This window comes from Paenibacillus sp. 1001270B_150601_E10 (genome assembly GCF_015558675.1).
Taxonomy (GTDB): Bacteria; Bacillota; Bacilli; order Paenibacillales; family Paenibacillaceae; genus Paenibacillus_B.
This window is the reverse complement of sequence record NZ_JADMOL010000014.1, coordinates 1-22443: the sequence shown is the minus strand read 5'-3', so window position 1 is coordinate 22443 and position 22443 is coordinate 1. Positions and strand designations below refer to the sequence as shown.

Annotated in this window: 17 protein-coding genes and 1 pseudogene; 2 read left to right on the top strand and 16 right to left on the bottom strand. The window is 47.1% G+C overall.

The annotated features are described in order from the left end of the window. Positions 1-13 precede the first annotated feature (13 nt). The 4 genes from I2H74_RS21260 to I2H74_RS21245 all read right to left on the bottom strand — a co-directional run bounded on the left by I2H74_RS21260 (position 14) and on the right by I2H74_RS21245 (position 4604). Positions 14-1309 (bottom strand): aminotransferase class I/II-fold pyridoxal phosphate-dependent enzyme, encoded by a 1296-nt coding sequence (locus tag I2H74_RS21260; protein WP_229106919.1) that lies wholly within the window; start codon positions 1307-1309, stop codon positions 14-16. Between the two features lie 113 nt (positions 1310-1422). Then, a complete protein-coding gene (bioB, locus tag I2H74_RS21255; protein ID WP_324254128.1) occupies positions 1423-2442 on the bottom strand; it encodes a biotin synthase BioB in 1020 nt (339 codons plus the stop codon). Between the two features lie 100 nt (positions 2443-2542). Then, positions 2543-3334 carry a dethiobiotin synthase gene (gene bioD / locus I2H74_RS21250; protein ID WP_195576254.1) on the bottom strand — a complete coding sequence of 264 codons (792 nt, stop codon included), beginning with the start codon at positions 3332-3334 and terminating at the stop codon, positions 2543-2545. A gap of 388 nt (positions 3335-3722) precedes the next feature. Beyond that, positions 3723-4604 (bottom strand): ROK family protein, encoded by an 882-nt coding sequence (locus I2H74_RS21245; RefSeq protein WP_195576253.1) that lies wholly within the window; start codon positions 4602-4604, stop codon positions 3723-3725. A 293-nt stretch (positions 4605-4897) separates the two neighbouring features. Here I2H74_RS21245 and I2H74_RS21240 point away from each other — a divergent pair, with 293 nt between their 5' ends. Both I2H74_RS21240 and I2H74_RS21235 read left to right on the top strand, forming a co-directional pair. Next, positions 4898-6193 (top strand): C39 family peptidase, encoded by a 1296-nt coding sequence (locus I2H74_RS21240; protein WP_195576252.1) that lies wholly within the window; start codon positions 4898-4900, stop codon positions 6191-6193. A gap of 340 nt (positions 6194-6533) precedes the next feature. Further along, the gene (locus I2H74_RS21235) at positions 6534-6980 is read left to right on the top strand and encodes a hypothetical protein (protein WP_195576251.1); all 447 of its coding nucleotides are present in this window, start codon (positions 6534-6536) and stop codon (positions 6978-6980) included. A gap of 168 nt (positions 6981-7148) precedes the next feature. On the opposite strand, the gene I2H74_RS21230 is transcribed toward I2H74_RS21235, so the two are convergent. From I2H74_RS21230 to I2H74_RS21175, 12 genes and pseudogenes are all read right to left on the bottom strand, one after another. Next, positions 7149-7445 (bottom strand): hypothetical protein, encoded by a 297-nt coding sequence (locus I2H74_RS21230; protein ID WP_229106918.1) that lies wholly within the window; start codon positions 7443-7445, stop codon positions 7149-7151. A 55-nt stretch (positions 7446-7500) separates the two neighbouring features. After that, the gene (locus tag I2H74_RS21225) at positions 7501-8358 is read right to left on the bottom strand and encodes an inositol monophosphatase family protein (protein ID WP_195576313.1); all 858 of its coding nucleotides are present in this window, start codon (positions 8356-8358) and stop codon (positions 7501-7503) included. 227 nt (positions 8359-8585) lie between these two features. Then, positions 8586-9356 (bottom strand): enoyl-ACP reductase FabI, encoded by a 771-nt coding sequence (fabI, locus tag I2H74_RS21220; protein ID WP_195576250.1) that lies wholly within the window; start codon positions 9354-9356, stop codon positions 8586-8588. A gap of 210 nt (positions 9357-9566) precedes the next feature. Further along, entirely contained in the window at positions 9567-10571 is a 1005-nt protein-coding gene (gene uvsE, locus I2H74_RS21215) for a UV DNA damage repair endonuclease UvsE (protein ID WP_195576249.1), read from the bottom strand. 476 nt (positions 10572-11047) lie between these two features. Then, positions 11048-11671, bottom strand: a complete 624-nt coding sequence (locus I2H74_RS21210; RefSeq protein ID WP_195576248.1) for a pentapeptide repeat-containing protein — start codon at positions 11669-11671, stop codon at positions 11048-11050. A 22-nt stretch (positions 11672-11693) separates the two neighbouring features. Beyond that, the gene (locus I2H74_RS21205) at positions 11694-13823 is read right to left on the bottom strand and encodes a WXG100 family type VII secretion target (protein WP_195576247.1); all 2130 of its coding nucleotides are present in this window, start codon (positions 13821-13823) and stop codon (positions 11694-11696) included. A 192-nt stretch (positions 13824-14015) separates the two neighbouring features. Further along, positions 14016-14453 carry a hypothetical protein gene (locus I2H74_RS21200; RefSeq protein ID WP_195576246.1) on the bottom strand — a complete coding sequence of 146 codons (438 nt, stop codon included), beginning with the start codon at positions 14451-14453 and terminating at the stop codon, positions 14016-14018. Between the two features lie 565 nt (positions 14454-15018). Then, the gene (gene aspD / locus I2H74_RS21195) at positions 15019-16689 is read right to left on the bottom strand and encodes an aspartate 4-decarboxylase (RefSeq protein WP_195576245.1); all 1671 of its coding nucleotides are present in this window, start codon (positions 16687-16689) and stop codon (positions 15019-15021) included. Positions 16690-16881: 192 nt separating this feature from the next. Beyond that, complete coding sequence (locus I2H74_RS21190) at positions 16882-19470, bottom strand: transglutaminase-like domain-containing protein (RefSeq protein WP_229106916.1); 2589 nt, start codon at positions 19468-19470, stop codon at positions 16882-16884. A gap of 29 nt (positions 19471-19499) precedes the next feature. Beyond that, positions 19500-20546 (bottom strand): carbohydrate-binding family 9-like protein, encoded by a 1047-nt coding sequence (locus I2H74_RS21185; RefSeq protein WP_195576244.1) that lies wholly within the window; start codon positions 20544-20546, stop codon positions 19500-19502. An 88-nt stretch (positions 20547-20634) separates the two neighbouring features. After that, on the bottom strand, positions 20635-22218 hold the full coding sequence (locus I2H74_RS21180; RefSeq protein ID WP_195576243.1) for an extracellular solute-binding protein: 1584 nt from the start codon (positions 22216-22218) through the stop codon (positions 20635-20637). 98 nt (positions 22219-22316) lie between these two features. After that, positions 22317-22443, bottom strand: a pseudogene (locus I2H74_RS21175) (carbohydrate ABC transporter permease); the annotation flags it as partial.

The window sequence follows — 22443 nt, the reverse complement described above, 5'->3', positions numbered from 1 at the left end:
CGCCCACCTCCAATCAAGAAATAAGGACCGATTCCGGTGCTCCTCCTCTCCCCACCGCTTGAATGAACTGATTGCATGCGTAGGTTAACTGCTCTGTCGTATGAATGGCCATGGGCGTCAATCGAATACGCGCCTCATTCTGGGGCACCGTTGGCGGTCGTATCGCAATCCCTGCGATACCGGATTGAAGAATCGCCTCGCTAACCTTGACCGCGTGCCGATCATCGCCCAGAAGGACGGGCACGATATGACTGTCTCCTTCGCCTGTATCAAAGCCTCTCTCTTGCAGCAACCCTCTCAGCAGATTGGCATGCTGCATCAAGCGCTTGCGAGAAGGAGCCGCCTCTTGCACCTCGCGAAGGCGGATTCTTAGCATAGCCGCCATCATCGGCGGCATCGCCGTATTGTATATAAACGTGCGCGCATGGTTGATCAAATAATCAACCACGACACCATCAGCAGCAACAAATGCCCCTTCAAGCCCAAAGGCCTTGCCAAGTGTCCCCATGATAACATCCACTTGTTGATGCAGCCCCTCTTGATAGGCAAGCCCTTTTCCTTTATCCCCGTACACTCCAATGCTATGAGCTTCATCAACCATAAGCATGGCGCCGTATCGCTCTTTAAGCTCCACTAGCTTAGGCAGAGGAGCTTTTGTTCCGTCCATGCTGAAGATGGCATCGGTAACAATCAAAGCACGGCCTGTTGGATGCTGTTCGCACCAGCTCTTCAGCATGTTCTCCAGCCGTTCGAGGTCTCGGTGCGGGTAGCGATAGTGCTTTGCCCTGCTCAGTTGAATGCCATCGACGATGCTGGCATGATTAAGCCGATCGCTAAACACGGCATCATTCCGCCCAACCAAGGCTTGGATAACGCCGACATTTGCCATATAGCCGCTCGTAAACACCAAGACTCGCTCTCGTTCCATAAACAAAGCGAGCTCCGCTTCCAGCGCCTCGTGCTGAGGATCATGGCCCGAGATTAACCGGGATGCCCCGCTGCCCATGCGTATATAGGGTTCTCCGCCGGCAGCGATCAGCTCTCTAATCTGCTCGATATAGTCCTCCAGCCATGGCGACAATCCCAAGTAATGATTGGAGGCGAGATTCAATAATCGTCGCCCTTCACGCATGACATAGCCGCCTTCAGACCAGCTCGTCTCATGAAGCTCGCGAAGACGAGACCATCCCTTCAGTTGTTGAAGCGAACGCTCCATCCATGGATAGCGTGATGAACCTGTTGGATCTAGATCAGGCTGTTGTGATTGGAACCTGCTATCCACTTTGCTGTTTATCCTTCTTTGCACCATACCGCCTTCTTCCTAATCCATGCCTTTATAAAATGGGGACCAGAATGCCTTAGCTACCGCAAGGACAGAAGATTCTTTCAATGAATCTGCAATTAACCCCGATCCTCATCGTTCTATAGGGCGCAGGTCTCGATTTCAAATCCCATGTCCTCGATCATGGCATGATCGGCTGCTGCCTCCTGACCTTCTGTCGTCAAGTAATCACCGATAAAGATCGAATTGGCTGCATACAGGGCCAGAGCTTGCATGGTTCGCAGGTTGACTTCGCGTCCCCCGGATGCTCGAATCTCCTTCGTCGGGCATACAAAGCGGAACATCGCAAGCGCCTTTAGACAGCGTCTTGGATTCAGATTGGACAGCTGCTCGAGCGGAGTGCCTGGAATTGCATTTAGAAAATTAACAGGAATCGAATCAGCATCAAGCTCCCGAAGTGCCATCGCGACGTTGACAAGCTGCTCATCCGTCTCTCCCATCCCAATAATGACACCTGAGCATGGAGAAATGCCTGACTGCTTTGCCTGCTCTACCGTATGTACGCGATCTTCATAGGTGTGTGTGGACGTAATGTGTGCGTAATGATCCTCGCTTGTATTCAAATTGTGATTGTAGCGGTCCACACCCGCTTCCTTCAATTGCTTGGACTGCTCGTCTGTCAAAATGCCTAGGCATGCGCATATCTTAAGCGGCATCGTCGCTTTGATCTCTGCTACAGCAGCGGTAACCTGCTCCAACTCTCGCTTGGTTGGACCTCTGCCGCTAGCAACGATGCAATAGGTGCCTGCTTGCAGCTCCATAGCCCGCTTTGCACCATCGACCAGTACATCCTTTTCCAACAGGGGATACTTCGTGACCGGAGCATTGGATACGATCGATTGTGAGCAGTAGCCACAGTCCTCAGGGCATAGGCCGCTCTTCGCATTCACGATCAGATTCAGCTTAACCTTCTTGCCGTAATAATGCTTTCTAATCCGAAACGCCGCATCCATGACGGCCAACAACTCATCATCATCTGCCTGAAGGACTTGAAGCGCCTCCTCCTTTGTAATCAGCTCTCCTTGAAGTGTTTTGAGCGCTAACTGCTGCCAATCCACATTCATGCTCTGTTCGATGGTTTGGATAGAATCCTTTGTCATCCTCGTTCCTCCTCATAGCTCAACGTGAATTCCATGATCTATTTTTTTCTTCTTGGCTGTTTGCGTAAATCGTGATCCATCATCATTGTCAAAATGAAGATTACAGCGCGCCTTTTCCCAGACGAGACTTAAGCCATTGACACAGAGGTGAATTCTCCTTCATAAGGCATATCCACTCCGCTCGCCACTGGCTCCATCCTTCTGGATCGTGAATCTTAGGCTGCGGCAGCCAAGGCATTCGGCCCAACATCGGCACCTCAGTCATGCCGGATATAATCGCTGCATTCTCTTGGCATTCCAGCTCGCGGCTGTTCTCCTCAGGAGGCAGGCCTCCCATAATCACCGCAACATCCTGAATCCCCTTCGATCTTACATATTCAATCGCTGTTACCGTATGACTGATCGTGCCTAACAGCGGATTCGCTACAATCAGCAGGGGAAGCTTCATCATAAAAGCCAGATCCGTCATTGTGCTTGTCTTCGTAAAGGGGACTGCAACGCCTCCTGCTCCCTCAACGACAAGCGGCCTTTCTTCTGCTATTCGAGCTGTCCCTTCAGCAGCCAAAGCTGAAAAGTCTATCTCGAGATCCTTTCGTTGTGCTGCTGCGTAAGGCGACAACGGATCAGCAAAGGTAAGGGTGACGAGATCGCGCTCATTCAGATGCGTTAACCCACCACCCCATTTCAATCGATAACTGTCTGCAGCCGGCTCTTCCCACTGCACGCCACTCTGTACCGGCTTCCATACCCCAGGTACTTCTCCAGATTCAGCTTGCCACCAGGCGGCGATGCCTGAAGCCAGCATCGTTTTGCCCTGCTCGGTCCCCGTAGATGTGATAAACACACCTCTACAATAAACGCTTGATTCACCAGACGTAATCATAGTCTGCATCGAATCATCACCTTCCTCGAACAAACGTAAACCTTTAATATATTTATTAAGTTAACATTTCATTTGACTATTTTATCTTAATCCCAACCCCCTGACAATCGTTAACTTTATTTAATTTAAAATAAGTTTACATTTCATTCAGAGTCATTCTTACATAGATGATATCGATGACCTATTGATGAGTAGCGGGGAGTTACGATGTATTCCCTCTTGATCATATGTGGTAGTTGAGGATGTCTCAGGATGCAAAAATAGCCGCAGTCGAAGGTCAGAACGGCTTCGTTCTGTTGCTTCAACTGCGGCTACCCCATTCATTTTTTAGAACAAGGAATGACCTTGATCAGCTTTCAATTTATCGGTGTGAACGATAACTTTTTCAAGCCTCGTCTTACGCTTGGTTTAGCGCCTGCACCCCAAGTGCCAAAGAACCTGTAATTCCTGCACGATCCTCGAGTCCTGGCGTTACAATGTAGGAATCCGCATGCTCAAGAATAGCGGGGTGATCGACATATCCATTCAGCAGCTTGCGGAGCTCGTCATGAATGCGCGGCAGCAAATGACGCTGCTTCGATACACCGCCTCCAAGAATAATCTTCTCAGGAGAAATAATGAGCATGTAGTTCATCAACGCTTGTGCAATGTAATAAGCTTGGAATTCCCATGCTTTATGATCCTCAGCCAATTCATAAGCCTTCACGCCCCAACGTGCTTCAATCGCTGGACCTGCAGCAAGCCCTTCTAGGCAGTCCCCATGATAAGGGCATTTGCCTTCGTACGCATCTTCAGGATGACGGCGCACAATGATATGGCCCATCTCAGGATGCGTAAGGCCGTGCACGAGCTTGCCTTCTACAACCGCACCAGCCCCGATGCCAGTTCCAATCGTGATATATAAACAGCTGTTCAATCCTTTAGCCGCTCCATAAGTCGCTTCGCCAAGTGCTGCAGCATTTACGTCTGTGTCAAAGCCGATCGGAACATCAAAATGCTTTTTCAAATGTCCGACAACATCATAACCACTCCAATGAGGCTTTGGTGTCTTCGCAATATGTCCATAGGTTGCGCTTTGCTTATTCAAATCAACGGGCCCGAAAGAACCGAAGCCAATCGCACTTACGCCTTTGTCGCGGAAAAATTCAACGGTTTTGCCCATTGTCTCTTCCGGTGTCGTCGTCGGGAATGATTCCACCATTTCAATTTGACCATCTACAGTACCCACACCTACGACGAACTTCGTTCCGCCGCCTTCGATTGCACCAATTCGTGTCATAACGTTTCTCGCCCTCCGTACCTAACTCTCTTATGTCTGTTCATCTATCTAACCAAACAGCGAAATCTTACGCGATACCTACTATGCGAAAGATAACGCTTACGTCTCATTATTATAGCATTTTGCCCCCATTGATCCAACAACAGAAGTCACGAATATTATTGTCATATGTCACGCTCCCCCATTCCCAATCGATACGGGTTATAATGGAACTGACGGAAAATAAACAATTTAAGACTTTATGCCGATATATAGGTTTTAAGAGTAAGATCGTCAAGGAGGAACTTCAACACGTGTCACGCCGTATTCGACTTTTGAACAAATGGCTTCTTTTTTGTATTTTACTTGCGGTATGTGTGCTGCCCTTCTCTTTGATGTTCGTTGACGAAGACCAGCTCCCTGCATTTTCATTTTCCATGCCATCAGATGATCTGGTTCTAATGCACTACAGCCAAACGGCTCGCCACGGGCGATATCTCGTCCCGGTCGACGATACCGTGAAGGATGCAGCACCTTATATGTCACAAGGGGAAACCTTTGTTCCCGCGCGCTTCTTAGCGAAGCGTCTAGATACCACGATGTCTTATAACGCGGATACAGGAAGCGTAAAGCTCCTGTCCGATGAAGGCAATATCGAGTTCGACCGTTCAAAGACAGAGGTTAAGGGAGGGCTTACCTACATTCCTCTGCGAAAAACAAGCGAGGCCTTTGGACGCTATATGCAGGTCCATGATGGGGTCGTCCTGCTGTCCAAGAAGGAGCGTTCGCCATCGAACGAACAATGGGAGGAATGGCGTGCCGAATTGGCAGCCAACCTGGCCTATGATACATACGGTCCTTACTCCGTAGATATGCAAGGACGTTATATGGCTTTATTTAAGACATGGTCTGAGGCTGTTGCTTATGCACGTAAAACGCCAGGACGCACGGTCCTCTATCGTGGAGAGCATACATTATGGGATCCAACGAAGGAGCCGCCCGCTTCTATTCACAACAGTGGTGCTCCGCTCATTCTGCAGCTGCCTGAGCTGCCTCGCGGCTGCGAGGTCACAGCCCTCGCCATGCTGCTTCAGCATGATGGAATTAAAGTCGATAAGATGGAGCTTGCCAAGAATATCAGGCGCGACCCTACACCATATGCGAAATCAGGAGGCGTCACTTCCTTTGGCAATCCGCATGACGGGTTCGTGGGCGACATCTATACTTTCAAGAATCCGGGATTAGGCGTGTATCATGAGCCTATTGCCGAATTAGCAGAGAAATATGCGCCTGGGCGCGTTCTCGACATTACCGGAACGTCCTTTGATCATTTGCTGTGGACGGTTGGGCAAGGCTCGCCTGTATGGGTGATTCATACTACCTTGTACGATGCTGTACCTGCATCTGCTTGGCAGACATGGCAAACCCCGTCGGGAAAGATCCAAATCACCTATTATATGCACTCTTTATTGGTGACAGGCTATGATTCCACCTACGTGTATGTCCACGATCCGCTCGGCAGGGCGAAGAAGATCAAGCGCGAGGCGTTCAAGCGAGGCTGGGAACAGATGGGCAGCCAGGCGATCTATTTGGCACCTGCTGCTGAATAAGTTCAGTTGCAGCATGAACGAGCCTAACATAATGGATAAAGAAAGACCCGCCAAGATGGGGCTTTCTTTATCCATTCTAGGCATAAGGGCTATATCTATATTAATCACTAGCTCAAGTTAAAGGCGAAGGAGCACCCAAGTACTGGGTGTTTTTTCTTCTAATCTGTTTATTGTAAAATCATAATAAGCATTATTCGACTGTGGAAAAGGAATCAGGAGTGCGGCATAAAACTATTTGTTCTAATTGTCACATTACATGATGCCGATAACGCATTCAGTCTGAAATGAAATCAAATGACGGCTGAACCTTTTCAGATCGTGTAAAGGGAGTGGAGCAGCTTTGAATATACTAAGATCTGTTTTAGGTGGGATAGCAGCCCTTATCCTGATTGCTGCCGTAGGAGGAATCATTGCTGTTAATGTATCTCCTAAGCCTTTTATCTTTTTGCCGAAAGAAGACAAACGCAAAAAATATCCGACCGTCATCTGGACTCACGGAGGTTCATTTGTGGCAGGAGATAAATCTGGAACATCAGATTGGGCGACCAGCGAAGAGGTGAATCAAGCTTCGACAAGCCGTCAAGTTACAGCGAACTTTCCGCCAACCTTTTTGAGCGATGGAAATTCGGACTCTTTTGAGCAACAAGCTAAGCATTTGCAGAAAAGTTTAGAGGACAAACATGTGCCCGTTGAAACCTTGTTCTTCCTCTCTACGAAGCAGGTTCCTCATGAATACCAATTTCAACTCGATACACAAGAGGCTAAGGAATGCTTTGAAACAGGTTAGCCAGTAAGAAAATACCGAAAAATAAAAACTGACTCCAGATTGCCTAGAGTCAGTTTTTTCGTGTATTTCGTTAAATAGTGAAATGATGTGCTCCACTTACCGTGTATTAGTATTAACACAACGATCATGTATTACGTTCAGGATAGGATGAAGTCTTAGCCGGCTAACCTAATCCTGATCACTTTTTCCTGTATTTGCTCTCTCCATATAGCGATCATATCGGTTGTCCACTTCCCGTGCCATGCTTCTGAATTTGAGCGTCTCTTCTACAATCGGATCCATTGTCGTCTGAATACGGATCTCTGTTCGAGGAATGACTCGTCTTCGCACGGCCTCATCCTTCTCCTCGGTTTCCATCTCCCCTTCTGTCAGCAAGCTGTGAATCTGCTCTTCTAAAGGGGTAGAATCCTTTTGATCAGGATCGTTCGGAAGATGATCTTCATGCTCTTGGTTCACTTTGTTCATCGTATAGCCTCCTTCACAAGATTCAGCTTTCCCGCTGGAACCTTGAGGTATGCGATTAGCGTTGTGATGCTGCTACGTTAAGCACGGCTAGCAGCGGTTCATGAATAGGTCCATTGGAAGCTGCGACATCGCGCACACCTAGGTGATACGGGTTGCCTTCAATATCTGTTACCCGTCCACCAGACTCTGTAATCAGAAGACTGCCTGCAGCCATATCCCAAGCATTCAGATTCCATTCATAGAAGCCGGTTAAGCGACCATCTGCTACATATGCCATCGACAATGCGGCAGATCCAGCCGTGCGAATATTGCGCACTTGAGGCGCCAAAGCCACGATGCTAGCCAGGTTGTTAGGAAGGGCAGAGCTTCGCTCGGTCGGAAACCCTGTTGCAATCAAGCTGTCGCTTAAGGTTGGATCCTTTGCCACCTGCATGCGCTTGCCATGAACGTAAGCACCCTTTCCTTTTTCCGCTACGAACAGCTCGTCGCGCATGGGATCATAGATGACCCCTACAATAACCTCGCCTTTATGCGCCAATGCAATGGATACTGAGAAGAAAGGAAATCCATGTACAAAGTTCGTCGTTCCATCGATCGGATCAACGATCCATAGATATTCCTCCTCCTGAGCTTCCTTCAAGGCTTGTTCAGATGCATCTCGACCAGGGTCAACCGATTCTTCCCCTAAGATCGCGTGATGAGGGAAGTGGGTCATGATCAGCTTGCGAATCATGATCTCTGCTCCCTTGTCCACTTCTGTTACAAGATCAGATAGCGACGACTTTATATTCAACGAGGTGAATTGTCCGAGTCGGGTCTTGATCCATTCTCCTGCCTTCGCTGCGCAATTGATTGCGACTGCTGTATAACTCTTACCCGTTACAACATAAGGAATATTCTCTTCATTGCTCACTCGCTTCACTCTACTTTCTTTCTTATGATCATCCAAAGTTACTCTCTTACTATACGCTTCCTACCAAGTGAAGTTTCATGGAATTCGCCTGTATTCTGTGAAGATCATCGTAAATGGAGAAGGTCTAATGCACGAGGTACACTCAAGGTTAAGTATACAAAAATCCGCCTTGAATATGCAGTTTATCTGACATAACAAGGCGGATTGATCCATTTTGCAAAATGGGTTTAAACCCCAACTATGTGGAAGCCGCCATCAACATAGATGACTTCTCCTGTAATGCCGCGTGACCATGGGCTCATCAGGAACATCGCGGTGTCGCCCACCTCTGCTTGCTCTGTCGTACGACGAAGCGGTGCTTTTTGCTCCACTTCGCGAAGGATGGAGTTGAAATCCGCAATTCCTTTAGCAGCAAGGGTGCGAATAGGTCCAGCAGAGATCGCATTCACTCGGATGTTGAATGGACCAAGGTCATTGGCTAGGTAGCGAACAGAAGCTTCAAGCGCAGCTTTCGCAACACCCATAACGTTGTAATTCTTAAGCGCACGTTCTGCACCAAGATACGTCATCGTCATGATGCTGCCGCCCTCAGTCATGAGCGGATACAAGCGCTGTGCAACTGCAGCTAGAGAATATGCGCTAATATCATGTGCAAGCGCAAAACCAGCACGGGAAGTATCGACATACATGCCCTCAAGCTCAGACGTATTTGCAAACGCAATACTGTGCACGATACCATGCAGAACACCGAATTCTTCCTTCAAGTGCTGTGCGAGGTTATCAATATCCTCATCCACGGTTACATTACATGGAAGGAGGACGGAGTTAGGGATCGTATCTGCGAGCTTGCGCACGCGACCCTCTACACGCTCGCTTTCATAAGTGAAAGCAAGTCTTGCTCCCTGGGCTGCAAGTGATTGTGCAATCGCCCAAGCGATACTGCGTTCATTCGCGACTCCCATCACGATGATATTCTTACCTGCTAATACTTGAGTCATGCTTCGAATATCCTCCTCTCACCCACCAATAGCATGTCCACGATAGAGCTTCACAAGCTCTTCTCGATTGATCTAGACTGCATGATGGCCTTCACTGAAATCAACGTATCGTATTTTTGAAGGAGAATCAAGGAATTGCATCCAAAAATCACAAAAGCTTCAATCATCGACCCTCCATATTAGTACCAGATCATAATACCACATCTCAAACTATCCTTCAACGAGCAAGGTCGCTTGATCCACGATGCTAACCCCTTCATCCTGGTAAGAGATCAGCTCACGAACAAGCTGGAATAGGGCCTCGTCCTTGCGTTTTGCCTCAATCATCACATCAAGCCGCTTGGTATAAGGTGCAATTTCCTTAAGAAAATGAAGCAACGGCCTCGCCTTAACAAAGTCGGCATGTCCACGGCGATCCGATTCGCTTTTAGGGCTTGAAACGTGAATCTTCGGCGGCAGCGGATCTTCCGGAGTGGAATCCGCTTGCGCGAATGGAGTCTCCCAAGTCTTAAGAATTCGCGGCCATAGTTCTTTAATCGTTTCGCCTTCATGATTCACCTCATGGTGATGAATGTCGAGCACCATCGGTACTTGAAGGGCCTCTGCTATTTGAAGCGTCTCAAGCGCATTAAACGTCTTATCATCGTTCTCCAGGGTTATGCGGCTCTTGATTCGTTCAGGAAGCGCCTGAAAGTTCGCACTGAATCTCTTTCCCGCTGTGCGCTTATCCCCATATGCCCCTCCAACATGAATATTGTTTTTGGCACGGGCATCAAGCCCCATTGTCTCAAGCATCTTTACATGATGCTCCAGGTCCTGAATGGATTTGCTTAACACCTCTGGCCGAGGCGTGCTCAAGACAGTGAAATGGTCCGGATGAAAGGACAGACGCATTCCTTTCTCCTTCGCGTAGCGGCCAATCGCTTGAAAAGGCTCCGCCAAAGCCGTATAAGGATCGAAGCGGCCAAGCAGCTCATCATGTGTAGCGAGTGGAATCAGCTTCGAGGACATCCGGTAGAGATGAATATCGTGAGCGTTGTTGTGCTTAAGCAGACGGAGCGTATTATGAAGGTTCTCTTCAGCGATGCGGATCACTCTTTGCATAGCCGCCTCTCGGTCTGGTATCTTGCTGAATGTAGCATAGGTCATGGTCCTCGAAGGAGAACTATTTTGAACTATCATAGACATGGCGACATAGCCGAAGCGAACGATCATAAGAGGAATGCTCCTTTCAGAGTCAATCATAAAATATGGTCATAGAAGCGAAGCAGCTCATTAATTGGTTTAGAGTACCCTGCTCATGAATGAATTATTTTAGTGATTACCTTCAATGATTTTTTAAAATCAATAATATCATCAGTTGTAACTACATCTAAATCTCCAGTAACTATTATCCGCCATCTTAACTCGCTTGCTGACAGTAACTACGAATTTCATCCATAAGCTTCTCTTACTCTGCTTGTGCCTGTGCAATCAATCCCACCTATTGTACTTCTGTTCTCGTTTCGCCATGTCATTCAGCTCCTGCACACAAAAAAGCTCTTTCCTACTCATATTTCAAGTTGGAAAGAGCTTTTGATAGTTTATCAAGTGTTTGAATCAGCTAGTGTTTGGTTTGTTGGTTGTATTGTACGATCTTGTTGTTGGGATTGTAAACGGGTCTACATAAGATTTTTAACAAGGACCCAATTCTAATCTTTTTTGAAAATAGCTCCCATTTTTTCTAGACTAATATTATCAGACCAAATAGTTTTATGATTGTAAAAAGCCCCATTAAAAATAACATTGTTTATCTCTACGTTGGATAAATCTACTTCAGATAAATCAGCACCAGTAAAGTCTACATCTTGAAGAATGGAATTCCTAAAAGATGCTCTCGATAAATCACAATTTATAAATTTTACATCTTTTAGGTTAGAATGCATAAACCTCGCTTTCATCATACTAGAATTACAAAAATTCACTTCCTCTACTACAGATTCATAAAACGTAGCTTTTATAACCTTAGAGTTAGTGGCTTCACATTTCTTAAATATTGAGTAATCCAAATTTGACTTTGTCAAAATTACGCCATTCATACTGACCTCTAAAAAATTTATTGATGCCAGATTAGAATAATAAAAATCAGTATTGGTTAATAAACATTTCTGTAATGTTGAGCCCACAAGTACCACATCTGTTAAGTTCCTATCAACTAAATCCAATTCAATTAAAGTTGCATCCTCTAAATGCAATTGTGTACCTCTAGATTTTGATTCAATGATCCATAATTGGTGATCCTCAATCATTTTATTTAGTTCTTGTTGAGATAACATCCATTATCCCCCCTCTTTCCATTTAAGGCCACCAACGGATTCTTCCCTTCCACTCCATTGTACTTATAGCATTTTTTAATTGCTCAATGTGATCTTGGGATAATTTAGTGGTATCAAGAATAACATTTTCTCCCTTACTTAATTCATCTTCAATATCTGCCATTGCCTTATCTAATCTAAACCCACCTTTCTTTGGAGGGAAATTTGAGTTAAATCCCTTTACATCCCACACTTGTCCATTTCCATCGATAAACTCACCTCGACCCGTAACTGGATCACGTACAATTGGCGCCGTAAGGTCTCCTCTAACCTCTAATTCAAGCCCAGCCTGTCGTTCTATTCTAGTTTTGTCATCAATGTTAAAATTATGGTCCGGGTCTCTTGCCAAATCTTCATACTCATCTGGTGTTCTAGCATGATAAGTTCCCTTATCACCATACTTATCCATTAAATCCTGATAATAATCCGGCGCAGTTTCTCTAATTTTGTCCAAGTTAGCTTTTGGCGTCCCCTCAATCCTCCTCCCATCACCTGCATCCACCCTCATAATTGAAGAATGTGGCTCATCAGGGACTTTTATAGCAATCCCTTCAAATGTGGCAAGATATCGATTGGTTTGCAAGCCCCTTAACCAATCTTGCGGCTTAGTGAACGTTGAGCGCCAATCGATGTTCTTTACCGCTTGGGTCATGCCGGTTAAAGCTTCCGGCACCTTCGCCGCTTTGCCAGCCTTGGTCACGCCCAATCCTGGAACGAGGATGGAGGACACATTCCCAAGCATTTCCGCCTTTTCCTCAGGCGACGCACTTTCGAAGTTCGCATACATCTGCTTAGCCGCTTCAACCACCATGTCTGGGTTCTGTATGAGGTACTCTGCTGCATATAGCATGTCCTGCCCCACCTGTTGAGGGTCTACAACCAGTTGATAAGCCAATCCCGCGGTATCGACGATGCCTTCAATGATGCCGGTAAGCAAGCCTTTTGTAAAGCCCATCGTCACTTCTCCAGATGTCTTGACGAACCCTTCCCATTTCGTTCTGCCATACGTTTCTTTTACCCAGCTGTCATAGTAGGTAAGCGGCGCTTCCATTCCTTCATGCTTGATGTATGTTTCAAAATAGGCAAAGGTGATCTTGTTCCATTTATTGTTCTCATCAATCAGCGTCCCATCTGGCAAATGAGTTGGTGGAAGCTCCCCGCTTGCTATTTTTCTTAGCTTCTCCTCCAGCAGTTGAAACTGCAAGGCATCCAGAGGATCTACCTGCCCCTTAGCTATGACCTGCTGAATGTAAGCGAGCAGCTCTGCTTGCTCCGGCATCGGCGATCCGTCGTCCTTCAGCGGATTGTAGCGGCAGGCTTCCAGCGCATCAAGGAGATTCGCTCCCCCTAGCTTGACTTGTTCATTATAATACGCTTCATCAATCCCTAGTGCATGCAGCTTCTCTCTTGCTTCATTCGCTCGCACATGCGCTTCGTCCATATAGCCAAAGCGTCCGAAATATTGGTATATGCTATATTCCTGCTGGGCTTCCTTGATCGCTGTCAAGGACATCGCAATCGTAGAGAGCTTTAAGCGAGCCGCTTCCTTCTCTTCTGATGTACCATTGGTCAAGGCGCGAAGCCATTCGGCAACCATAGGGTCAGCTTGGACAGCAGCCACCTGCTTGGACAACAGCATATCCATCAGCCTCCTGACAAAGGAGGTCTGATCCATAATGCGATACAATTGCTTCATCGCTGGCAGCATCTGAACACTCATTGGCCCTAGAGCCCCACTGCCAGCGAGCAGCCCATGAGAAATAAATCGCTTTAACGCTGTGGGCAACCGAGAAGACTCTGCGGATTGAAGCCTGCGCTCTGCTTCGCGTTCCAGCTGCCTGTACTCGCCTGCTGCCTGATACAGCAGCTGGGATTGCTCCTCTAATCTACCAACCAGTTCCCGAGCCTCGCGCTGTATCTCTTGCGCCAATCGTTCTACCTGATAGGCTGCGCTCCGCACCCCGCCATCCTCAGAATAAGAGGACCTAGCAGAACCAGCGGTACGATTCGCCACATTGGTCATCTGAACATGGCTCGATTCCAGCTCTCTTCTCCAGCGCTTGAATTGCTGCGAGAGTTCTTCGATTTTATTTGGATCCGCTTGAACGTTCACGGGACACCTCCGAGTATAACGCAGCAGCCGTTTCCGGCATTAGGAATACACATAGCTGTCTTTACCACGAAGTTTTCTTTCTCTATTAAAGTAATGGCAAGGGATAATTCGAATGAATCAAATGAGTCTTAATATCCCTTCGTATAAAACAAATTAATAATATAGAAGATGCTTTAATATGTAGATAAAAGCTTATGATGATTGGTTTGAAGTCTCATGACTATACGAATAGATTTCCTGTAAATCTTTTCTGCTCCTCTTTATTAGCACTAAGATGAGGGTAACGACCAATAGAAGAAGTTTCAGAGGCTGAGCAATCGAGAACAACATATGGATGATTGTAGAAGCGACCAATGTTTTGAACATGTACTTTTTTATACTCCATAAACTGATGAGCAGCAAGCATATCGGGATGAACATTCTGCCAACAAGCATGCCAAAATATTCCGCATTGAACTCTTGAGCATGAATGCCTAGGGCATTTCCTAACAATCCATCCTTAAAGCTTTCCCAGGAAGAGCCTCCAGAAATAAAAAAAGAGCCAAACAATATGATAAGCACACCATAGATGGATAACCCTATCCATTGCATCCAGTAAACGATCTTTACACTCGTGGGCCGATTTTTCATAAAATAAATCCTCCTCATTCATTTACCATATTCGAATGAAATCCATTACACTCCTCTGCACATCCAATCGCATCTCCCTCCTTTCTTTACGCCAACAAAAAGTCATATATTGGATATAGAGAGAGTTTATCACAATAATACTGGATTAAGAAGTTCTCATTTTCACTATAAGAAAAAAAGGACTGCCTCCCTCACTGAGGGTCAACAGTCCAGACCTAACTCATATGTAGTAATTCGTAAACAGCTGGCTAGCCTAATTCTCAATCCTGAAAATATGCCTTAGATCAGCTTCCAACTATACCACTTCTCCCCGCGGAAGCGTCAGAGGAATCCGAGTACGTAATTGCCTTAAAAGAAACGGATTTCACGTAAGGATTGTTCGCAGCAGCTCAATTTCAATATCTATAAATATTTCTTACTCATTTCAAATTCCCCATTCTAATCTAGCTGTTATAAATAAAAGTACCCTATCGAGAGACTTTTTTTGAAGTGTCTACTCGATAGGGTACAGTTTAACAGGGGACGCCCCTTTTAGCCTTTTAATGGCTATGTTTCATTAAAGATCTTACGGCATTGTGACAAGCTCTTCTGCTTTAGCAGCATGCTCACGGCTCTGCTTCCATTCCTCGACATAGCTATGAAGAGCTTCCCTCAGTGCTTTCCCGATCTCAGGGTAGGCTTCGTCGTGAAGGTTCGCGAGAGATACGCGCACTGACCATTCAGGCGCATGGAAGCCGCTGCCGCCGATTAGAACGACGCTGGATCGCTCAGCTAGACGGAACAAGATATTAAGCGGCTTGTATGTATCCTTGAGATAAGCCGCAAACTCCTCGCCATGTGCCTTCAATGCCCAGTTCAGCACATCAAACTCGGAATAGTAGGATGCACTGTACGACTCCTTCGGAATCTCCAAACCTAGTCCCTCGTAGAAAAGCTTCAAGCGGCGGCGGCAAATCTCAATCGTTTGCTGCTTGTACGTATCGCCATGCTCGTGGTCGAGCAAGCAGAAGACCGACATAATGGCCATTTGCACCTGCTGCGGCGTAGAAAGGCCCGCCGTATGGTTCAATGCCACAGAACGCGAGTCCGCCACCAGCCGTTCCATAAAGGTAATCTCTTCAGGGTTTGGATTAAGCGGTGCATAGCGCTCGTTCAGCACAGCCTTTACTTCGTCAGGCAGCTCCTGAATCAAGCGGTCATAAAGATTATGCTTCTCAATGCAGACTACCCCAAGTCTCCATCCCGTGACGCCCAGATACTTGGAATAGGAGTATACACCAATCGTGTTGTACGGAAGGTACGTCATCAAAGAACGAAAATCATGTACGAAGTTGCCATACACATCATCCGTTATAATCATCAAGTTAGGATTATGCTGCTTTACGATTGACACGAGCTTCTCCACCGATTCTGGCGCCATGGCTACAGAGGATGGATTGCTTGGGTTAACCACAAACAATGCTTTAATGCTAGGATCCTTCAGCTTCTCCAGCTCTTCATCGGGATACTGCCAGCTATGGGACCCGTCTTCAAGCTTGCCGTTCGCATGAATCTCCACAATATCAAATTGATAATGCGGCAAGTGCGGGATCTCCAAATAAGGCACGAAGACCGGAACCATGATCGCGATGCGGTCTCCTGGCGAAAGCAGACGGTTCGTGATAAACGTGCTGAAGATATTGCAGATCGCAGCGGTCGCGCCTTCAACTCCGAACATATCACAATCTCCAAGCGGCACATCACTGCACAGCTCCTGCTGCCAGAAGGCCTTCACGGTCTTCTCGGTGTGGACGAGCATGCGTCCTGGCACTGGATAGTTGTCTCCAATGATTCCGTCGGTAAGCTCATGGACCCAGCTGTCAGGATCGAAGCCCAAGCTTGTAATCCCATGCTGCACTATCTTCTCAAGGGCTTCTACACCTTCGACATTACGATGTGCATCCACATATTGCTGCAAACGATCCGCGATGCCGGGCTTCTTCGGCATGCCTGCCAGATCACCGGCACTCCATGTGCGGCGGCTCTCCTCAACTGCGAACTGCCCTAAGGCAAAAAAAGCCTCGCGCGGTGTTGCTGCAATCCAGTTCGGATTCCCGCGCCCCGCATTCAGCATTTGCTTCACTTTCTTTTTGACTTGATGATCACATAGGTGAACTAATTTTCCTTCGAGTTCAAACGGACTGATGCCAGCGTAGATTCGTTCCATGTCTTTACGCTGCATATGATCGACTGACATTTCCGCACCCTCCTGATGTCTATACGCCTGTGTTAAGTTTAATTGTCCAGTAAGATGGGATATCCGTGAAGCTTGTGCCTCACGGATATCTACATTTTTATTTGTAATAAGATCCGCATTTCTCACAAAAAAACGCAATGAAAAGAATGACTATGTTCTATAAGATTAAAAGGACACGACCTTTCAACTTGCCTACTTCATGTTCATGACCGTTTTCAAAATGTCCGCACCGATGCCGAGCTTGTAGCCCTCATAGATGTAACGAACTTGCGCCTCATGATCCACCACCACAACAAGCGGCAGCTCATTGGCACGAATATCGGCAATCGCAGCTTGAATCTGCTTAGAGAAGGCATTGCCAATATCCATCGTATAAGCCGCGCCGCTAGGCAAGCCCTTCGTATCCAATTCACCCATGATCTTGTCGTCGCCAACAAGCAGGTGAATCGGGCCGCCCCAGCTGTCGAGCTCGATCTTCAGCTCACGAAGCTCGCGCAGCAAGTGTTTCGTTGGTTCGCGCTCCGGGTCGAGCCAAGCAAACACAGCGCCAGACGCTGGAATGGAGATCGCTTTTTCCGCACCAGGGAACTTGGACAAGTCCGCATCCGTCAATTGACCCAGCACCGGCAGTTGCACTTGCTCCGCACGGAAGATCAGCGGAGCATGAACCTCTTGTCCTGCCTCAACCGTGAAGAAACTGCAGCGAACGAGTACATCGCCGCTGCTTAAGCGCGTACCTGTTGTAAGGCGATATTGTCCTGTCAGCACTTCAAATGGCTTGTTGTACACATCCTTCTTGCCAAATGGAATCGTCAGGGTACGATACTGGCCATTTTCCAGTCTAGCTACCGTGAAGTTTTGAGAATAAGCAGCGACTTGATCGGAATCCTGCTTCACTTCGTCAAAGAACAATGTGCCCTTCGCATACATCTCTTCATGCTTCGCCGTATCGGTTTCAAAAGCAGCATCGTGCCATTGTCCTTCATGCCAATATTGGGCATTCAGATTGAACGGCTCGAGACGAGCTGGAATGCCGAAGCTTCTAGCCATCGCAACAAAGCAAATATCGCGGCTCTGTCTATCGGTAACCTTCATCTGGAACGTGCCGACTGGCATTCCCATACCCGCATAACGGTCCACTTGCTCCACAATCTCAATATCGTTCTTCAAGCGCTCTACAAGACGGGCAGGATCCTCATGGTAGTTCGCTTGATCCACTTGATCAATCGTCGTTTGGAAGAAAGCACGGTAAGGTGCAATCATCTCAAAGTACACACGCGGGTTCAAAATATAAGTATCGAACAGCTCTTTGTTATCCTGATAAGCCGTATGCTTCAGTGCTCCTTCCAAATGATCCGTAAAAGAATCGCGGAACGTATCATGCAGATCCTTCTCACGAACCGATTCCAGAAGACGAAGCGGCCATTCGCCATGAACCTTGTTCTCCTTCAGGAAGGCTGCAATCTCATCGCCATTGCCTTTAGCGGTAATCAGAACATGCGCAACGCGATCAGCTGGAAGCTGTAGCTCCTTCGCAAGCGCCGCACTCTTCTCCTCATTCCAGAAGGTGGCCTCAAAGCCAGTGCGAATCGCCACGCCTTCCTTCACTCTCGCTTCATGCTTCTGACGCTCTTCGTCGGATACTTGTACCTCTGAATCGCTGTTATGTCCAGCAGGCGCAGCCATATCCCAATCCACATGGTCAGGCAGCTCAGGCTGGCGATACAGCACAACCTCGAAAGTCTCAGCATCTGCTACCGATATTTTCGAGAAGCCATAGCCTTGTTCATTGCGTACGTGGAGCAGCAAATCACCCAAGCCTGTAGTAAGAATGACTTCACCGTTCGCTTCCGTCTTCTTCTCCACAATCGGATAAAACTGCGCATAGTTGTACACCTGGAAGCCGACAATTGCTCCAGCTGCTGGAACGCCTGCTTCATCTACTACTTTTACCGTGATCTTCTTCGTATGCGCATAGTTATCGAGCAAATTGATCTCTGCCCACCATGGATGATCGGAGCATACTTCCTCTGGACCTGTGTAATCCGAAGCTACACGCGTATTTACGAGCATTGCGCGAGTGGATGGTGCGCGGAACCAGCCTTCATTCAATACAGGTTCCGGCTCACAAGCGCCAAAGAAATACCATTCACCATCAGCCCATGCTTCTACCCATGCATGGTTAGAGTCACTATGCGCCCAACGCGGCGTATAGCATTGGCGAGCTGGAATCCCTACGCTGCGGAGTGCTGCTACCGCTAACGTCGATTGCTCGCCGCAGCGGCCTAACGCTGTACGCATAATCGTAAGCGGAGATACTGTGCGCATATCCGTGCCGATATAGGTTGCCTTCTCGTGGCACCAATAGTTGGCCTCGAGGATCGCTTCCTTCATCGACAAGTTCTTCACGCGATTCATCAGCTCTTCACGAATTACTTCGCGGCTGTTGTCTACGTTCTCGTTATTCACGCGATATGGTAGCACGAAGTTGACAAAGATATAGTCTGGAATCTTGCGGCCCCAGGCTGTCTCCTCACGCGTCTTCAGTGAATCACGGACATGCTTGACGAAGAACTCTCCATCGCAGTTTGCCAGATCATGAATTGGCATATACGTAAACAAATGCTTTAACAAACGTTCCTCTTCTTCATTTAATGGTGGATTTGCGGTTTGAAGCGCGGCGAACAGCTGTGCCTCACGTTTTTCTCCCCATTTACGCTTTTGCTGCCATTTCCCTTCAAGCACATCCATATTGATGCCTTCTTGAATCGTTGCACTCATGATCATCCCACCTTAGATTTGGATAATATTTAGGCTTCACGCCATGTCTTTCCGTCTTCTCGAATCACCCATTTGCTCTTGCCGTCCTCAGCAGCAGCTGCGGTAATTTGGAACAAACCGCTTGTAACCTCAATGATCGGTTCAATGCTCCATTCATCCTCACCGCTGAGCTCATCGAATAAGCTCGTGAACTTGCCATGAGCCTCATAATAATTGCGCTCACGATAGTACAGCTTTCGAAGCTCCCACTTGATTTGTTCGTCTCGTGGAAGAATGAATACTTCCTCTGTATTAGAGATATCGCTAACATTGTGATCCGAGAACCACACAACGCCCCACATTTCAGGGTAGTGCATATTAATAACGCCCTGCGGACTCCATACCCAGTTTTCCTCTGGAAGCGAGCGATTGGTTTCTGGATGAAGCCGCTTCACATACTGACCGTCCACAATATCGACATGCCATTCCACACGCGAGAAATTAACGCGCCAATACTCTCCTGCATGAGGCTTGCGGCTCTCAAAGGCCGCTTCCTTCAAGCTGCTCCACGGCATTGCCACTTCAAGCGTCCACTTCTTATTGCTCGCCTCTGGATTATTCAGCACGCCCTCAATATGAACGGCTGTCTTAAGGCCTTGAATGTCCCAGCCGTTAATCGGCGGTCCGCCATCGCGATAAGGCTTTGGCAGCATAAGATCCCACACCGTGTTCAAGGCATTGATCTCAAATTCATAGTAGTTGTGTGTATCTCCATCTGGATCAATAAAGATTTCGAAGTCATTATCGTAGAAGATAACGGAATCTCTTTCTGTCAACGTCGCCCAGATCTCGTCCTCTTCCATCTCTCCTCCAAAATACATATACTCATCATCCCAAAGCATCTTTACCCGCGTGCGCTTCCATGGATGCGGTTTCAAATCTCCTTCGATATCGACAAAATCATCTGTCCAAGGCGCATTCTCCCAGAATGGCTTATCGAGACGTCCATCGAGCTCCAAAGGACCTTCCGCGCGATAACAAACATAATGCTTCGGGTTAAACGTGCCGTTTGGTTCCGGCATTCCACTTCGGTTCATCCTGTTGCCTCCCATCACTATAGCCTATGAAGACAAATCCCCGAGACGAATAGGCTCATCTCGGGGATATTCGCTACAGGCGTTCAGATTAGTTTTGTTTCCACTGATCGTACGCAGCTTGATAGATCTTCACCATTTCTTCAGCGCCCATTTTGTTCGCTGTTTCGAGGTATTTGTCATAGTTGCTAAGCGGCTCTTGACCTGTGATGAACTTCGCTTCCATTTGATCAGCATAAGTTTTCAAATCAGAGCGGATCGCAGATACACGTTGTTGATCGCTCTCAGACAAGTATACGCTAGGGAACGGTACTTTTGCATAAGGAAGAATTTTTTCTTCATTTTCTTTTGTAATCCATTTGTCAAAATCGTTTGTGAAGCCGTTGTTCACTTCTTCATTAACGATACCTGGTACGACAACACCATAGTCTGGCGTCAATGTACCGCGATATTCTTCACGATCTTCGCCGTTTGGCGTATCGAGCCATTTCTTCTCATGAGTATCTTTGTTTACATAATCCCACAGCATGCCTTGTGGACCTTTAGCCATCATTTCTGCACCTTCTGTAGAGTACAGGTAGTCGATCCAACGAATCGTTGCTTCAGGAGATGGGTTCGTGCTGGAAATTGCGAACGCGCCTTTTGCAAGACCTGGATGCTTCGCAGCTACAGGTGTGCCTGCGATCTCGCTAGCAACCGGTTGGAACATTGGATGCTTGTCTCCTGGCTCTCCACCGTATGTGAAGTATGCATAGTAGTCTTGAACAAGACCAACTTGATTGTTTTTACCTTTAGCTTTCTTTTGCTCGTCTGTTTGAGAGAATGTCTCATGATCCAAGAGATCCTCATTCCAGAGCTTGTTCAAGAATGTCAGATAATCTTTGTAGCCATCTGCTGTGTAAGCATAGTGAACTTTACCGTTATCATCAGCATAGATATCTTCCAAGCCGATGCCGAAGGAGCCCATCAGCCACATACGAACACCGTCGTTCAGCTTCGTAGATGTGAGTGGAATTTCATCCGCTTTACCATTACCGTTTGGATCTTCTGTCTTCACGCGCTTCAAGTATGTGTAAAGCTCATCTGTTGTTTGCGGCACTTTGTCATAGCCAAGTGCTTTTAGGAATTCACCATTGTACCACAATGGACCCATATACCATACAGCATTCAAGTCAATCTTAGGAAGCGTGTAGATGTGGCCATCTGGTGTTGTAATGGACTTGCGAATGTCTGGATTCTCATCCAAGATCTTTTTGATGTTTGGTGCATGTTGATCAATAAGTTCTTCAAGTGGAAGCAATACGCCTTGTCCACCATAGTTTACTTCATCAGCAGCTTTGAATTGTCCGCCGAAGAAGATATCAGGGTAGTCGCCGCTAGCGAGTACCAAGTTGCGCTTTGTTTCAAAGCTATCGTTTGGTGCGTTGCGGAACTCAAGCTTGATGCCTGTTTTTTCTTCCATTGTTTTAAAGAAAGGCATCGTGTCCCATTTTGTAACACCAATATCTGGACCCATAACCGTCATCGTAAGCGGTTCGTTTACAATTGGGTAACCTTCTTTGTTGATTTCTACTCCTGCGCTGCTTTCGGAAGATTTACCTCCACATGCTGCAAGCAGGGAAGCACACAATGTCAAAGACAAGAGCAGTGCGACGATCTTCTTTCCTTTCATCATTTCAAGACCTCCTAATTGCTAGTTCTGAATCGAAGTAAGACTAGTATGAATAAGCAGAGGCATAAGCCTAAGTTATTAACACGTAAGATGGTTGATTCTTAACCTTTGACGGAACCGATCATTACCCCTTGAACGAAGTAACGCTGCAAGAATGGGTAGACCGCGATAATCGGCAAGGTTGATACGATGATAACACCGTATTTGAGCAAGGAAGCGACTTCAGCT

Excerpts from the sequence above, each read along its gene's own strand:
- bioD (WP_195576254.1), bottom strand. The coding sequence starts at position 3,334 with ATGCAGACTATGATTACGTCTGGTGAATCAAGCGTTTATTGTAGAGGT.
- I2H74_RS21260 (WP_229106919.1), bottom strand. The coding sequence starts at position 1,309 with ATGGTGCAAAGAAGGATAAACAGCAAAGTGGATAGCAGGTTCCAATCA.
- I2H74_RS21200 (WP_195576246.1), bottom strand. The coding sequence starts at position 14,453 with ATGAAAAATCGGCCCACGAGTGTAAAGATCGTTTACTGGATGCAATGG.
- I2H74_RS21185 (WP_195576244.1), bottom strand. The coding sequence starts at position 20,546 with ATGAACCGAAGTGGAATGCCGGAACCAAACGGCACGTTTAACCCGAAG.
- I2H74_RS21180 (WP_195576243.1), bottom strand. The coding sequence starts at position 22,218 with ATGATGAAAGGAAAGAAGATCGTCGCACTGCTCTTGTCTTTGACATTG.
- I2H74_RS21190 (WP_229106916.1), bottom strand. The coding sequence starts at position 19,470 with ATGAGTGCAACGATTCAAGAAGGCATCAATATGGATGTGCTTGAAGGG.
- bioB (WP_324254128.1), bottom strand. The coding sequence starts at position 2,442 with ATGACAAAGGATTCTATCCAAACCATCGAACAGAGCATGAATGTGGAT.
- uvsE (WP_195576249.1), bottom strand. The coding sequence starts at position 10,571 with ATGATCGTTCGCTTCGGCTATGTCGCCATGTCTATGATAGTTCAAAAT.
- I2H74_RS21230 (WP_229106918.1), bottom strand. The coding sequence starts at position 7,445 with ATGAACAAAGTGAACCAAGAGCATGAAGATCATCTTCCGAACGATCCT.
- I2H74_RS21245 (WP_195576253.1), bottom strand. The coding sequence starts at position 4,604 with ATGACACGAATTGGTGCAATCGAAGGCGGCGGAACGAAGTTCGTCGTA.
- I2H74_RS21210 (WP_195576248.1), bottom strand. The coding sequence starts at position 11,671 with ATGTTATCTCAACAAGAACTAAATAAAATGATTGAGGATCACCAATTA.
- aspD (WP_195576245.1), bottom strand. The coding sequence starts at position 16,689 with ATGTCAGTCGATCATATGCAGCGTAAAGACATGGAACGAATCTACGCT.
- fabI (WP_195576250.1), bottom strand. The coding sequence starts at position 9,356 with ATGACTCAAGTATTAGCAGGTAAGAATATCATCGTGATGGGAGTCGCG.